General features: G+C 43.9%; 12 protein-coding genes. 8 read left to right on the top strand and 4 right to left on the bottom strand.

All coding sequences use genetic code 11. The annotated features are described in order from the left end of the window. Positions 1–113: 113 nt before the first annotated feature. Positions 114–590, bottom strand: coding sequence for a nuclear transport factor 2 family protein (locus QZ938_RS04175; RefSeq protein WP_293349557.1), 477 nt, complete (start codon positions 588–590; stop codon positions 114–116). A gap of 112 nt (positions 591–702) precedes the next feature. Then, a complete protein-coding gene (locus QZ938_RS04170; RefSeq protein ID WP_293349655.1) occupies positions 703–1,569 on the bottom strand; it encodes a carbohydrate ABC transporter permease in 867 nt (288 codons plus the stop codon). A gap of 66 nt (positions 1,570–1,635) precedes the next feature. On the opposite strand from QZ938_RS04170, the gene rpsF reads away from it, so the two are divergent. Beyond that, a complete protein-coding gene (gene rpsF / locus QZ938_RS04165; RefSeq protein ID WP_293146945.1) occupies positions 1,636–1,971 on the top strand; it encodes a 30S ribosomal protein S6 in 336 nt (111 codons plus the stop codon). 245 nt (positions 1,972–2,216) lie between these two features. Here rpsF and QZ938_RS04160 read toward each other — a convergent pair whose 3' ends face one another. Continuing rightward, positions 2,217–2,963, bottom strand: a complete 747-nt coding sequence (locus tag QZ938_RS04160; RefSeq protein ID WP_293349554.1) for a creatininase family protein — start codon at positions 2,961–2,963, stop codon at positions 2,217–2,219. Between the two features lie 755 nt (positions 2,964–3,718). On the opposite strand from QZ938_RS04160, the gene QZ938_RS04155 reads away from it, so the two are divergent. The 7 genes from QZ938_RS04155 (at position 3,719) to QZ938_RS04125 (ending at position 14,830) form a co-directional block, all read left to right on the top strand. Further along, positions 3,719–4,459, top strand: a complete 741-nt coding sequence (locus tag QZ938_RS04155) for a response regulator transcription factor (RefSeq protein ID WP_293146949.1) — start codon at positions 3,719–3,721, stop codon at positions 4,457–4,459. A 386-nt stretch (positions 4,460–4,845) separates the two neighbouring features. Continuing rightward, entirely contained in the window at positions 4,846–7,104 is a 2,259-nt protein-coding gene (locus QZ938_RS04150) for an alkaline phosphatase PhoX (RefSeq protein ID WP_293349551.1), read from the top strand. A 541-nt stretch (positions 7,105–7,645) separates the two neighbouring features. Next, entirely contained in the window at positions 7,646–10,579 is a 2,934-nt protein-coding gene (locus QZ938_RS04145; RefSeq protein WP_293349548.1) for an ATP-binding protein, read from the top strand. Positions 10,580–10,599: 20 nt separating this feature from the next. Further along, complete coding sequence (locus tag QZ938_RS04140) at positions 10,600–10,992, top strand: response regulator (RefSeq protein WP_293146959.1); 393 nt, start codon at positions 10,600–10,602, stop codon at positions 10,990–10,992. Continuing rightward, positions 10,989–12,299, top strand: a complete 1,311-nt coding sequence (locus QZ938_RS04135; protein WP_293146961.1) for an adenylate/guanylate cyclase domain-containing protein — start codon at positions 10,989–10,991, stop codon at positions 12,297–12,299. Before QZ938_RS04140 ends, QZ938_RS04135 begins: the two co-directional genes overlap by 4 nt. Positions 12,300–12,760: 461 nt before the next feature. Then, positions 12,761–14,206: a response regulator gene (locus QZ938_RS04130; RefSeq protein WP_293349545.1), complete on the top strand. Its 1,446-nt coding sequence runs from the start codon at positions 12,761–12,763 to the stop codon at positions 14,204–14,206. Between the two features lie 228 nt (positions 14,207–14,434). After that, positions 14,435–14,830, top strand: coding sequence for a response regulator (locus tag QZ938_RS04125; RefSeq protein ID WP_293146965.1), 396 nt, complete (start codon positions 14,435–14,437; stop codon positions 14,828–14,830). A gap of 221 nt (positions 14,831–15,051) precedes the next feature. Here the strand turns inward: QZ938_RS04125 and QZ938_RS04120 are convergent. After that, positions 15,052–15,245: hypothetical protein (locus tag QZ938_RS04120; protein ID WP_293349542.1), on the bottom strand; the 194-nt coding region annotated here is incomplete at its 5' end.

Below are 15,245 nucleotides of genomic sequence, written 5' to 3'. Positions count from 1 at the left end.
AGGTTCGATCGTTCGGACTTCAGTCCTCTGATTTTATGCGGACTGAAGTCCTCACTACGAACCTATTTTAGGTTGAATTATCCCCAATCCCTAAATCTAAAATCTAAAATGGTTTAAGATGTACCGCGCAGCGCACTGTGAACTTGAGGATTGCCGCTGACAATCACTACGGTTTGCTTAATTCCGTCTATCAGCCAATGTCCGTCTGTTGTTTGAATCAAAGAGTGAAAATAGTTTCCTGCTGTATCCAGCCGATTTTGTCCTGCTTCGCGACTGGGGTCAAGTCGATAAATTTGGTATGCAGAATGACATTTGGCTGTATTGTGGTGAATAGTCAATTCATGATTCGTGCTGACGTGCAGCGTTCGCAAACCTGCAAGTCCCTCTACCCGCTGTTTTATATATTCTTCTGCGGTTATTCGTCGGGGAGTTTCACCCCGAAATTCCGAATAGTCGATATCTATTTCGTTCGCTAGGTGCGATCGCAATTTGTCCCAGTCTTTGGCATCGAACGCATTTGCAAAACCGACGATCGCATCTATGACAGCAGCGCGCTCAACAATCCAACGGATGTCTGGCAGTTCGTACATAACAAATAAATTTTGTGAGTTGTGTGAAGAAGGAAGAAGGAAGAAGGAAGAAGGAAGAATTTTAGACTGACAATCCCCCATGCCCCATTCCCAATGCCCCAATTCCGTAATTCTATCCCTTGACTCCGGCGGCAGTTTCGGTTGGAACAATGTATTTTTGCAATACTAAAAACAGTCCTAAAACTGGAATAATAGAAATAATCGAACCCGCCGCCACCAAACGCCAATCTAAAGAAAATGTCCCGGCTAAATTAGCGACACCTAAAGGTAGCGTATAATATTCCGGTCTGTCTAAAACTAGCAGCGGCCACAAAAAGTCGCTCCAAGAACCGATAAATACAAAAATCCCTAAAGTAACTAAAGCTGGCTTAATTGCCGGAATCATCACGTGCCACCAAATGCCTAATTCGGTGCAGCCGTCGATGCGGGCGGCTTCTTCTAATTCCTTGGGAACTGCTAGAAATGCTTGTCTCAATAAAAATATGCCGAAGGCTGAGGCTAGTCCGGGAAATATTACGCCTAAATAGCTATTTTTTAATCCGAGTTGTACTGTCAAAATGTACAGCGGAATCATGACTATTTGGAAGGGTATCATGATCGTGGAAATAATCGTAATTAAAATGGCTTCGCGGCCGCGAAAGTTAAGTCTGGCTAAGGGGTAAGCCGCCAGCGCGCAAAACAAAACGTTGATGCTGACTGTGAGGCCTGCAATCAGGGTGCTGTTGAACAGGTAGCGCCCGAAGGGGTTGGTTTGCCACACTTTGATGAAGTTTTCGAGGGTTGGCTGTTGCGGCCACAGTTGCGGGGGATATTGAAAGATGTTTTCGCTGGGGGATTTGAGGGAGGTACTGAGCAGCCACAGCAAGGGGAAGAGCATTAAAAGTGCGATCGCCCCCATCATCCCATAGATCCACAGCGTCTTCCACCGCGAGGGACTGCGGTTTGGGGAATTTGGTTTTTTAGTTTTGAGATTGTTCATAGTTGGTATATGATGATAAGTCCTTGCTTCGTGAGAAGCCTTGTTGTCCATAAGGGAATTATTGCCATGAAACCGTTTATTTACGAAACAATGTACATTCTGCGCCCTGACTTGGGTGAAGAAATGACTGACCAGGCGATCGCGAAATATCAAACCATTTTGCGCGATCAAGGTGCTGAAAATATCGAAACTCAGCACCGCGGCAAGCGTCGCTTGGCTTACGAAATCGGCAAGCACCGCGACGGGGTATACGTTCAAATGAACTATACAGCTCCGGGCGCTGCAATTTTTCCTATGGAACGCGCGATGCGTCTGAGCGAAGAGGTGATTCGCTATTTGACGATTAAGCAAGATGTGCCAGATGCACCTGAAGCTGAAGCTGAAGAGGAAGCTGCTGCGTAGCATTCGTGTCTAAGGTATGTTGTTGGGCTTGGGCCCTCTTTAGACATATATATAAAGAGGGCTAAAGCCCAACAACGTACCTTTGGGCTAAAGCCCAACAACGTACCTTTGGGCTAAAGCCCAACAACGTACCTTTGGGCTAAAGCCCAACAACGTACCTTCTATAAAACCGCCCTGCTTTTTAAGGGAGATTTAGGGATATCTGGCCTCGGATCGAAACCAGATTTATCAAGTTCACGCAATTGTTAATCTGAGTTCAAAAACTCCAAATAATTATTAGTCAATTCTTTGACTGCTAAATCGTGAAATTGTTGGCCGTGTTCGGGAGTTGCTAAGGCTGGATTTGAACCCATTCTCCCGTCGGGAAATCGGCGGCGGAAGTCAGCAGCACTATAAATTTTATGCCCAGATCCAACTTCTTCCGAAAGCGGTGCTTGCTTGATTGCTTCTGGATAAAGGTACTGGGTTACGGCAATTTCGCTGGGGGTGGCGTGGGAACCTTCTTGGTTTCCGTACAATTCTTTGGCGAGTTTGTAGACTGAACCGCACATGAACCAGTTGCCGATTTGACACTGGATTCGATCGGCATTTGGTACATTTAAGTCCGACAAATGCGCGTATGTCTCGGAAAATGCTGCTTTCATCGTGGCAATATTGCCGCCGTGACCGTTAATAAAGAAATATTTCTCAAATCCAGCTTTTGCTAAAGATGTGATATAATCTCTGATTACCAAAATTAGGGTCTGCGGTCGGAGGCTGATGCTACCGGGAAAGCTGGTGTGGTGCAAAGCCATGCCGACATTAATTGTCGGGCCGACTAAGGCATTGGCTGCTTCGCCGACACTCTGGGCGATCGCACCAGCAGTAATCGCGTCAGTTCCGATTAAACCGGTGGGCCCGTGTTGTTCGGTGGAGCCGATCGGGATAATTATGCCTCGGGAGCTCTCAAGATAAGCTTCAACAAGAGGCCAGGTACTCAAATGCAGCAACATTATAGGCAATCTACAGAATTTTTACTTGTAAGTTCGATCGTAGCGGGCCTGGGTCAGTTGTAGCTCGCGTTCAAAACTCCTCGCCTTTGCCCCCGCTTGCGTCCGGTTCCTGTCTAGTGCGAGCGTCTAACCCACGACACCCGCTCGCGTCTAACCCACGACACCCGCTCGCGTCTAACCCACGAAGCTCGCGTCTAACCCACAAAACACTATTCCTCAAAAACCCGTTAGATTGCCAGATTTATCGTTAATTTAGCGCCATATTTTTAGAGTTACCAGGTTTCGGAGCGTAAATTCGATCGGGGTAGTATCTTCAACCAAAGCTGTAGGGTTCGGTTAAACTTTAAGAACAACATTACTAATCTTTAATAAATTAACCATTTATTTACTAAAACTTTACCTTTTAATAACCTTTTGCCTGTACGATAAAGCCATCTCCCTATATATTGGGTGTAACCTGGTCAATCACAAGCGGGCAATGTTTTACAAAGTAATACCGACCCCTAACAATGACCAGGCTTCTAACGCCTGGACGGAGGCAGACAGCGCAGCTATCGCAACTGCTCAACGGCTATATTTCTTGCACGAACAAGTAAAAAAAGTCGAGCGTATGTCTGTCGGATGGACTGGCGAAAGATTATAAGTGATTGAATAGTCGATCGTTCATAAAAAGCGATCGCAGCGCGAAAGTGCCTCAGCTACTGAAGAAGGCACCTCCCGCTAGCCACATACAAACATAACCCCCACTGATATTTATGTCTTCTGCTGAATTAAGCGAAAGTCCTTCAAGGCTGGCTGTTGGACAAGCCGGCCGCATCTTGTTACTGGAAGGTGAAGACCTGTTGCGGGAGATGCTAGCTTTAGCTCTGAAAGAACAGGGCTATGAGGTGGTGGTTACTAGCGACGGGCGCAACGCTCTGCCTTCTGTGCAGGCTTCCTCGTCTTACCACAGTGAATTTGGTTTTAACCTGTTAATTATGGACTCAATTAACGGTTTAGATCTGTGTCGAATGTTACGACATCAAGGAAATCCCGTTCCTATTTTGATTATCGGTGCTAGAGGAAGTGCAAACAACTGCGCTTTTTATCTAGAAGCCGGATCGGATGATTATCTCACCAAGCCTTTTGGAATGCGGGAGTTTATCGCCCGGTGTCGGGCACTGATGCGGCGCCAGCGCCTCGGTCAGTTGCCACAACCGATGATGCTGCAATATAAGAACATAACTCTGTATCCTGAAGAGTGCCGCGTCTTGGTTCACGGCATTGAAGTAAAATTTTCTCCTAAACAGTTTCGCTTACTAGAACTATTTATGAGTAATCCCCGGCGAGTTTGGTCTCGCGATCAGTTGCTGGAAAAAATTTGGGGTCAAGATTTTATCGGAGACAGCAAAACAGTAGATGTTCACATCCGCTGGCTGCGCGAAAAGTTGGAAATCGATCCGGGTCAACCGGAATATATCATTACAGTACGGGGGTTCGGCTATCGATTTGGTTGATTGTTTTAATCTGTTGTATGGTTACCAGTTCGAGTTAAATATGACATAGGTAGGGATACAACAATGTTGTGTCCTTATTTGTATGTATAGGGCAATTATTGATGAGGTACGTTGTTGGGCTTGGGCCCTCTTGAGACGTATAGATAAACGGGGCTAAAGCCCAACTACATACCTTTATTAAATTGGAATATATCCTTAAGTCCAGCAAATTGTGTTACAAAAAGCTAGAGATTAGTGTTCGAGTGCATAGGTACGTTGTTGGGCTTGGGCCCTCTTGAGACGTATAGATAAACGGGGCTAAAGCCCAACTACATACCTTTCAAAAAAATGACCGTCAATTGAGTTTATAGTCTGCGGATAATTAGTCCTTAACCATTTTTTTACCTATGACTGTCAAGCGTCGAGAATTCCTAATTTTCTTGGGTGCAACTGCCGGTGGTGTTGCACTCAATTCTTGCCAACAAAAATTTACGATGCCCTTCTCACAGCCAGTTAACTCTCCCAAGAGTGTGGATAATTTGGCACCAGGCATAAACTTCCAACCAGTCAAAGGGCCGATGCCTTTGCTAACCAGCAGCACCTTAACAGAAACTGGACAATTCATCCCCATTAGCAGCGCGTCCACCCAGCAGCAAATGCAAGCTTACAGCGCTTACGAAGTAGCAGACGACCTCCTGCTTCCCGAAGGTTTTACCTACGATATTGTAGCTGCTTGGGGAGACAAAGTGGGCGATTCTCACTTCGGCTACAACAATGACTATCTCTCCTTTGTAGAAACTGGCAAAAATCAGGGATTGCTAACTGTTAATTTCGAGTACATCAGTGCCAAGCCTTGGATACAAAGTTATCAAAAAGTCATTGGCAAATCTCTGCCTTTTGCTAAGTTAGAAGCGGCAGCTGCCTCCGCCGGGAAAGCGGGAGTCAATGCCTTTTCTGCGTCGGACAAAGACCAGATAAAAAAAATGGTTGCCCAAGTGTCAAAAGCAGCTTTAATTGAGGTAGGAATCGGGGTAATTTCTATCAAAATAAATGATAATGGCAAATGGGTAAGAACGCCTTCTCCAGCCGATCGCCGAATTACGGGTATTTCCGGCCTAGAAGACGGGCGCTACCTCAAAGCCACCGGCCCAGCGGTAGCCGTGTTCAACAAAAAAGGTAAAGGCTACTCGGACAAATTGGGATCAAAAATCATCGGCACTTTTAGTAACTGTGCGGGCGGGACTACGCCTTGGGGAACGGTTTTTAGTGCTGAAGAAAACATCCAGAATTTTGTGCCAGAACCTGTGTTTGCAGACGGTACATCTTTCGATCCAAGCAAGAAAAACTTCTACATCGATGCCGAAGAAATTGGCGGTTTGGGGAATGTCTTCGGCTTGGCGGGTAATAAATACGGCTGGATGGTAGAAGTAGATCCGGCTAACCCCAAGGACTACGGCACCAAACACACTTGGCTGGGACGCTGCCGCCACGAAGCTGTAGGCATTCGCGTAGTAGCCGGAAAACCATTAGCATTTTACTCCGGGTGCGATCGGCGCAGCGGACATATTTACAAATTCGTCAGCAAAAACTCAGTTAAAAACCCCAAAGATAAAGCTAATTCCCAGCTATTGACAGACGGAATGCTTTATGCTGCCAAGTTTAACGCTGACGGCACCGGTAGGTGGATTCCATTAAAAACTGACACCCCTGTGAATCCAGATTTGCCTAGCTTGCATGGAGGCGGAATGATTAATTTGCCGCTGCGTCCAGCAGGTGGTTTTGTCAAAGTCGAAAAAGATGCAGAAGCAGTTGCTTTCAAACAAAAATTCAAGACTTTAAATGACCTCTACGAAGGCACAGCTAAGGAAAAACAAGGTGCAATTTTAATAGACGCTCATTATGCTGCCAGCGCCGCAGGAGCTACTTGCACTGCTCGTCCCGAAGACACAGAAATTGCTCCTGACGGTTCTCTCTACATTACCTTTACTTCCGGTTCTGCCAGCGATAGCGACGGCGGGCCAGATTTGCGAATTTTTCAAGGCAAGGATGGCAAATCTTACGAATATGGCTGGATTATGCGCTTAGTTGAAGAGGGTAACGAACCCTCTGCAATGACTTTTCAGTGGAAAATGTTTGCGACGGGTGGCGAACCTGCTGAGGGCGGATTGGGTTTTTCTAATCCAGATAATTTACTGATTGATAAGGGTGGCAATGTTTGGATGGTAAATGATATGTCTTCTGACAAACTGAATGCGCCTGTTGCTGCTGGCAGAGTTGATAAAGATGGGAAACCGATTAGCCAATCTAATTTGCGCGGTTTGTACGGTAACAATGCAATTTGGTTTTTGCCGGCTTCTGGCCCCAATGCTGGGGAGGCTTTTTTGTTTGGAATTGGGCCGATGGAGTGCGAAACTACTGGGCCGTTTTTTACTGAGGATGAAAAGACTTTGTTTTTGGCAATTCAGCATCCAGGAGAAATTAACGGGATGCGAAAAGATATGGCGGTAGACGATCGCAATTTTGCCATGAAGACTATTGATGGTAAGGAGTTTTTGCAGACTCGCAAAGTGCCGGTAGGATCGAATTGGCCTCTTAAAAAAGCTAATAATCCACCTAAACCTGCGGTGGTGGCAATTCGGCGGGTGAATTCGCAGCCGTTGACTTAGTTTAAATTTTAGTGCAAAAGGCGATCGTCCTTTGCGTTCAAATCCCTCAATCCAAAATCTAAGTATAGCGGTTCTCAGAAAGATCGGGTACGTTGTTGGGCTTCAGCCCTCTTCGTTTAGTGCTTATATTAAGCTGTCATTCATACCTTATCTTTTTGAGAAAGGCTATATGTAGGGCGCTTGTGTCTGCACCTTACTGCTATTGGGCAAACCCATGTAGGCGATCGCTTATGGCTTATGGCTTCTGCTATCAATTTGTATTCTCAAAAAATTACCACCACAGCCCGAAGCTTGCACTCCCAGCACTTTGACTTAAAAAGTGCAACAAATGCCCCAGCGCTGGCAATATTACCTCTACTTATTGTAGAATCGAAAGCAGGCGTTTGTATTTATTCAATCATTCACTAAAAAATGTTGTAGAGTTGAGCGGTGCACGCTGCTGTTCAAAAGTTGCACCTCAAAAATCAGCAGACTCTGGCAAGACGGAATAACCAGAATAAAACTTACGAAAAGAAACCGGGTTTTTACAACAAATCTTGGTTTGACAGCGACGAATCTGCTTGCTAAATCCGCTTCTCAACTCCTGTGCATCCCAAAGAGAGCGAAATACGGCATGGCGATTTGGGCGGGCCGTCAATTTTTTCCAGGTGGATGTCGCCCGCCTGCAAGTATTTCTGAACTCAAAACAATCCCGATCGTCATCAGATCCAGGACTAACGTTGTGAACAAAACCCTATCTACTGCCACCGAAGCCGCAAAAACTGCTGCCTCCCGAACCCTGCGAACAGTTCTGATAGTTCCCTTCGTCTTGCAACTGTTCGCGGCGGTGGGACTGGTAGGATATCTCTCATTTAAAAATGGACAGAAGGCAGTCAACGAAATTGCCGATCGACTAATGACAGAAGTAGGCAGCCGCGTCCAACAGAATCTCGGTGCTTACCTGACTGTACCCCATCAGGTCAACCAGATCAATGCTGCTGCGATCGATCTCGGCACCCTCAACCTGGAAGATGTACCTCTTTTACAGCGTCATTTTTGGCGGCAGCTTCAGATATTTGACACCCTCACTTTTACCGGTTTAGGATTAGAACAAAGAGACAACTTGGGGGCAGAAAGGCTCGACAATGGCTCGCTGACTTGGAGAGTATCGACAGCAGCAAGTAACTATGATTTCCGCACCTATGCCACCAATGAATCCGGCGAAATCGGCGCAGTATTAAACAACAAAATTAATTTTGACCCGCGCACTCGCCCCTGGTACAAAGCTGCGGTAGCTGCTGGTAAACCCACCTGGAGTCAGATTTATCCCAATACGGCTGGCATTACTGCCTATCTCGGCGCATCTATGCCTTTCTACGACAAACAAGGCAAATTGCAAGGGGTATTGCTAACTAATATTAATTTATCCACTATTGGTAAGTTTTTGCAAAGCTTGAAAATTGGCGAAACCGGACAGGTTTTTATTATCGAGCGATCGGGAATGTTAGTCGCAACTTCGACAGGAGAAAGACCGTTTCATACCATCAACAAAGAATACGGAGCCGAACGAGTTAAAGCAATTGACAGTAAAAATACTTTCACTCAAACCACGGCTAAATATTTACGAGCTAATTTTAACGAGTTTCAATCTCTGAAAACGGCGCAGTCACTAGAATTTGATGTTGAGGGGAAAAAACAATTTTTACAAGTTCTGCCTTGGCAAGATGACAAAGGATTGGATTGGTTAATTGTGGTGGTGGTTCCCGAAGCGGATTTTATGGCACAAATTAATGCCAACAATACTGCGACTATTTTGTTGTGCGCTGCTGCTTTTGTCGTCGCGATAATTGTTGGCGTTGTCACGGCGAGATGGGTCACAAAACCAATTTTATCTTTGAACGAGGCGGCGAAAAATATTGCTAAAGGTGAATGGGGCAAAAGTGTAACGCTCAACCGATCCGATGAAGTCGGGGAACTTGCCAATTCATTTAATAGTATGGCGGCGCAACTTCAAGTATCTTTCACAGAAATGCAAGCTTTGAATGCCGAATTATCTGAGAGTGAAAGCCGACTCAACCAAATTTTAGAAGCAGTGCCTGTGGGTATATTTGTCGCCGAGTCTAGTGGCAAACCTTACTATGTTAATTCTCGCGCTCAGGATTTATTAGGTACAGGCATCATCGCTAATACTGAGTCAGAACTTCGAGAGATTTATCAAGCTTATTTGGCAGGTACTAACGAGCTTTATCCAGCAGACAAAGAACCCCTTGCTAATGCTTTTAAAGGAGCCAGCGTTAACGTTGATGATATGGAAATTCGCCAGTCTGACAGGATTATTCCGATCGAGGTTTGGGGAACGCCCATTTATGATGATAAAGGAAAGGTGAGTTATGCGATCGCAGCTTTTGCCGATATCACCCAGCGCAAACAAGCCGAGAAATTGGTAGCGGAATACAACCGCACTCTCGAAGTCCAAGTCACCGAAAGAACCCAAGAGCTCAAAACAGCCTTAGACAACCTCCAAACCACTCAAGAAGAGCTGATTCAATCGGAAAAAATGGCAGCTTTAGGCCAATTAGTCGCCGGAGTTGCCCACGAATTGAATACTCCTCTGGGCGCAATTCGATCGACTGCCGGAAGTATGACTACTTTTTTAGAGCAAACCATCAGCAATTTGCCCTCAGTGTTTCAGTCGCTTTCCCCCGCAGAATCTGAAAATTTTAACACATTACTGTATCGCTCGCTACAAAAAGATTTGACTTTAACCGCTAAAGAAGAAAGGAAGTTAAAGCGGGCTTTGATTCGTCAACTCGAAGACGAAAATATTGACGAAGCGAATGCGATCGCCGACACTTTGGTAGATATGGGGATTTACGAGGCGGACGACTTTCTGTCTCTGCTGCAAAAGGTCGATCGCGATCGTATCTTAGAAATGGCTTACAAACTCTCCGAAATCCAGCGAGGAACCCAAACAATCAACACCGCAGCCGATCGCGCTTCTAAAGTCGTATTCGCCTTGAAAACCTATGGCCGTTACGACTCATCAGAAACGATGGCTGCATCTAATATAACCGAAGGCATAGAAACCGTACTCACCCTGTATCAAAATAACCTCAAACACAACGTCGAAGTCATCCGCAATTTCCAAACAATACCGCCCGTAATGTGCTATGTAGACCAACTCAATCAAGTATGGACAAATCTGATTCACAACGCCCTGCAAGCGATGGACAATCAAGGCACATTAACTCTGGATATCCTTCAGGAAGGCAACAATATCAAAATCGGCGTTACAGATAGCGGCGCCGGAATTCCATCCGAAGTAATGCCCAAAATATTCGCTCCATTCTTCACCACAAAACCCCCCGGAGAAGGCAGCGGTCTGGGTCTCGATATAGTCAGAAAAATTATTGACAAACATCGCGGTAAAATAGAAGTTGAATCTGTTCCAGGCAAAACTACTTTTACAGTTGTTCTACCTGTCAATCTCTCCTAAAAATTAGTTAATTAGCAAAAATGTCTAAACCAATTATCCTGTGTGTTGATGACGAGAAAGTAGTTTTAAAAAGTCTGAAAACGCAACTAAAATCTGCCTTTGGGAATGCTTATCTTTACGAGATAGCAGAAAGTCCTGCCGATGCTCTAGAGTTAATTGATGAATTCACTGACGACGAAATCTCAGTTATCTTGATTGTATCGGATTGGTTAATGCCAGGAATGAAAGGAGATGAATTTCTGATTCGAGTTCATCAAAAATTTCCAAAAACAGTAAAAATTATGCTGACAGGTCAAGCCGATGAAGAGGCAGTCAAGAGGGCTTTTGACGAAGCCAACCTCCATCGGTGTTTGCAGAAACCTTGGTCGGAATCAGAGTTGATCGAAACCATTAAAACAGCCTTATCGTTATGACCAAACAAGTCATTATTTGCGTTGACGATGAAAAAACCATTCTGAAAAGTCTTAAAACAGAATTAAAAGAAGCTTTAGGCAATACTTATGAGATTGAAATTGCCGAAGGAGGTAAAGATGCCCTAGAGTTAATTGCTGAATTGCTCGAAGACGGCTATGAAATTCCTTTGATTATCTCCGATTACGTGATGCCTGACATGAAAGGCGATGAATTGTTGCGGCTAGTTCACGAAATTTCCCCCAAAACTCTCAAGGTGATGCTGACGGGTCAGGCGACTATTGAAGCGGTAGGAAATGCCATCAAACAGGCAAAACTCTACCGCTACATCGGCAAACCTTGGCAAACTGAAGACTTAAGATTGACTGTGACAGAAGCCGTACACAGCTACAGTCAGGATAAAAAACTAGCAGAACAAAATGCCGAACTTCGGAAAATAAATCAGAAGTTAGAAGTTGCTCTGTCACAGCAATTAAAATTAACAGAAGCGGCTAAACGCTTTGTGCCAAATGAATTTGTATCCCTCCTAAGCCACGATAGCTTGAGCGAAGTTCGACTCGGCGACAGCGTGGAAAAGGAAATGTCAATATTGTTTTCCGATATTCGGGATTTTACGGCTCTTTCTGAGAGCCTGACACCTCAAGAAAATTTCAATTTTATTAATTCCTATTTGAGTCGAATGGAGCCAAACATTATTAAAAATCACGGCTTTATTGATAAATATATTGGCGATGCAATTATGGCTTTATTCGGTCAGAGTGCCAGCGATGCCGTGAATGCTGCAATTTCTATGTTGCACAGTCTCGCTGAATACAATCAACATCGCATGAGTTGCAGTTACGCACCTATTAAAATTGGGATTGGCATCAATACGGGTTCATTGATGTTAGGAACAGTTGGGTCAACTAACAGGATGGACAGTACGGTGATTGGCGACGCTGTAAATTTAGCCTCGCGGCTGGAAACTATGACGAAAAGTTACGGGGTGTCGATGTTGATCGCTCAAAATACTTTTTTGCAGTTGACCGATCCCACAAGTTACTCAATCCGAAATATCGGCTGTGTTCGAGTAAAAGGTAAATCGGATTTGATGACAATTTACGAAGTTTTTGATGCCGATCCACCTGAATTGAAAGAGCGTAAGTTAGCAACTTTACCCGTATTTGTCGAAGCACTGTATAATTACGCTGCTGCTAAACATCAAGAAGCGGCAGAACTGTTTGCGGATTGTGTACGCAAGAATCCCCTAGATAGGGTGGCGCAAAATTATCTGCAACGCTGTCACGAAATGCACGCAATATTGCCCTAAAGTAATTCTGACTTTATTTAATATAATAAATTGAATACATTCCGGTCAGTCCCAACTATAAATGAACCGGAAACAGGAAAGAAAGCTTTGGGTTTGAGTCCATAATCTTATCTCAAAAACCCGGTTCTTTTACTCTCAGAGTGAGAAACCAGGTTCCTTTCAAAAATCCTGGGTTGAGCAACAAAAAATACAGTAATACAGCGGGTTGATGAGCGTCTAGTGCCTAGCAGCGTTCTCTCTTCAGAGAACAGTCTCATACGATTTTCCATTTTCCGATTTGAGATTTGAGATTCGTAATGACTGGCATGAGGGTTGGGATCCTGCATAGAGTTGCATTCTTTTTTTGAACTGATATCAGTTGAGTGAAAGTCGCGACTATCTTGGCAAATCAGTTGAACTGCGGTAAAATAGTGATTTTAATTGACAGCTCTAAAAAATAACACAAGAGAGTTTAAGCGATCGTGAGCAGCCAGCAAATAGTCCCACCAACGGCGAATATTCTTGTAGTTGACGACACTCCAGCTAATTTGCGCCTTCTCGCTGGGATTTTGACAGAACAAGGGTACAATGTTAGACCCGCACGGGATGGAAACCAAGCTATATCAATTGCCCAAACCATTGCTTTGGATTTGATTTTGCTGGATATTAATATGCCGGTGATGGACGGCTATCAAGTATGCGAAAAGCTCAAAGCGGACGATCGCACTCGCGGCATACCCGTGATCTTCATCAGTGCCTTGAGCGATGTACTGGATAAAATCAAAGCTTTTGGCGTCGGCGGAGTAGACTACATTACCAAACCTTTTCAAGTAGAAGAAGTTTTGGCTCGTGTCGCAACTCACTTGAGTTTACAAAATCTGCAAAACAATTTGCAATCTAAAAATGATGAGCTAGCGGAAACTAATGAGAGACTGAATGCTACTTTGCTAGAATTAAAAGCGACTCAAAACGAACTAATTAATTCAGAAAAAATGGCTGCGTTGGGACAATTAATCGCAGGAATTGCTCACGAAATCAATACTCCATTGGGAGCAATTCGCTCTTCGGCGGGGAACATTTTTAAGTTTTTAGAGCAATCTCTACAGCAGTTGCCTGCACTATTTCAGTCTTTATCTATAGAAGAAGCGGAAATTTTTTTAGCATTAATCAATAGGTCGCTCCAAGAAAAACCCAGTTTCTCTGCCAAAGAAGACCGCAAAGTGAAAAGGCTTTTTATCAGTCAATTTAACTCCGAACAAGTTGCAAAACCCGAGGATTTGGCTGATACGATTGTGGACATGAGAATTTATGACAAAATAGAGCCTTTTTTGCCACTGTTCAAAAGATCTGATAGTTTGTATATCTTAGATAGTGCTTATAAAATATCCGGTATGCAAAGAGGTATGCAAACCATAGCAATAGCAGCAGATAGAGCGGCAAAAATAATATTTGCTCTCAAAGAATACACAGGAGGTCAACCGTCGAGCGATAAGAGTTTAGCCAAGATAGCTGATGGTATCGAAACGGTGTTGACTCTGTATCACAATCAAATCAAAAATCGAGTGAATATAGTGCTGAACCTTCCAGAACTACCCCCTGTACTTTGCTATCCTGACGAACTCAATCAGGTGTGGACAAATATCGTCCACAATGCTTTACAAGCTATGGACTATCAAGGTACTTTAACTATTGACGCGATTGAGGCAGGTGAGCAGATAAAGATTACTATTGCCGATACAGGCAAAGGTATACCGTTGGATATTCAAGAGAAAATATTTGAGCCTTTTTTTACAACAAAATCCTTAGGGGAAGGTAGTGGTTTAGGGTTGCATATTGTTAAACAAATAATTGACAAACATCAAGGTAAAATAGAAGTAAAATCACTTCCCAGACAAACCACGTTTACAGTTTATTTACCGAGGAATTAGTAGCACAAAACTGAAGTCATACCATTTGAGATTTGAGATTTGAGATTTGAGATTGGGAATGACTGATGACTATCAGGGTTTGAATCGCGGGCTTACATTTGCATTCTTTCTTGAAACTGGTATTACGGATCGACGGGTAGCTGTTTCTGCTTTCTTTTTCTCCCAATTCCCAATTTCCAATTTCCAATCTCCAATTCCCAAGTCACAATTTCTAGTGTAAAGAGTAAAATGCCTAAACCAGTAATTTTATGTGTTGATGATGAAATCGCTGTATTGGAGAGTCTCAAAGTGCAACTCAAGTCAGCTTTTGGTACTGAATATTCTTATGAACTGGCCGAAAATGCGATGGATGCTCTAGAAATGCTAGAGGAGTTTACTGAAGAGGAGTCTCAAGTTCTGGTGATTGTATCAGATTGGTTAATGCCCGGGATGAAGGGGGACGATCTGCTGATTTACATCCACCAAAAATTCCCGAAAATCGTGAAAGTTATGCTAACAGGTCAAGCTGATGAAGCTGCTATTGCCAGGGTAAAAAAGGAAGCAAACCTTCATTCGTGCTTGTATAAACCTTGGTTGGAATCGGAATTAATTGAGATCATTAAATCCGGGCTGAAAAAAACTTGAACCCACAATTCAGTTGACAGTTGACAGTTGACAATTGACAACGAAATCTACCTAGAAGGAAGAGGATTGGAGTAATGAATCGTCTGATTTTAATTTATTCTTAAAAGGGAGAGGCTTTCAACCAATTATTTCTGGTAATTATAGGAGGTTATGGCAAGCAAACTACGATCGCAAGTCTGAATTAATATTCCGGGGAAGTATTACTACTTTGCGATCGCACGTCACATCCAAGTCTGGGTCAAACATTTAGATGAGGAAGGACTAAAGTCCTCACTACGAACCTTTTTAGAAGGACTAAAGTCCTCACTACGAACCTTTTTAGAAGGACTAAAGTCCTCACTACGAACCTTTTTAGAAGGACTAAAGTCCTCACTACGAACCTTTTTAGAAGGACTAAAGTCCTCACTACGAACCT

The organism is Microcoleus sp. CAWBG27, from assembly GCF_020883145.1.
Taxonomy (GTDB): Bacteria; Cyanobacteriota; Cyanobacteriia; order Cyanobacteriales; family Microcoleaceae; genus Microcoleus.
Note: the sequence above shows the minus strand (reverse complement) of the source record. Positions and strands in the feature narration are given on the sequence as shown.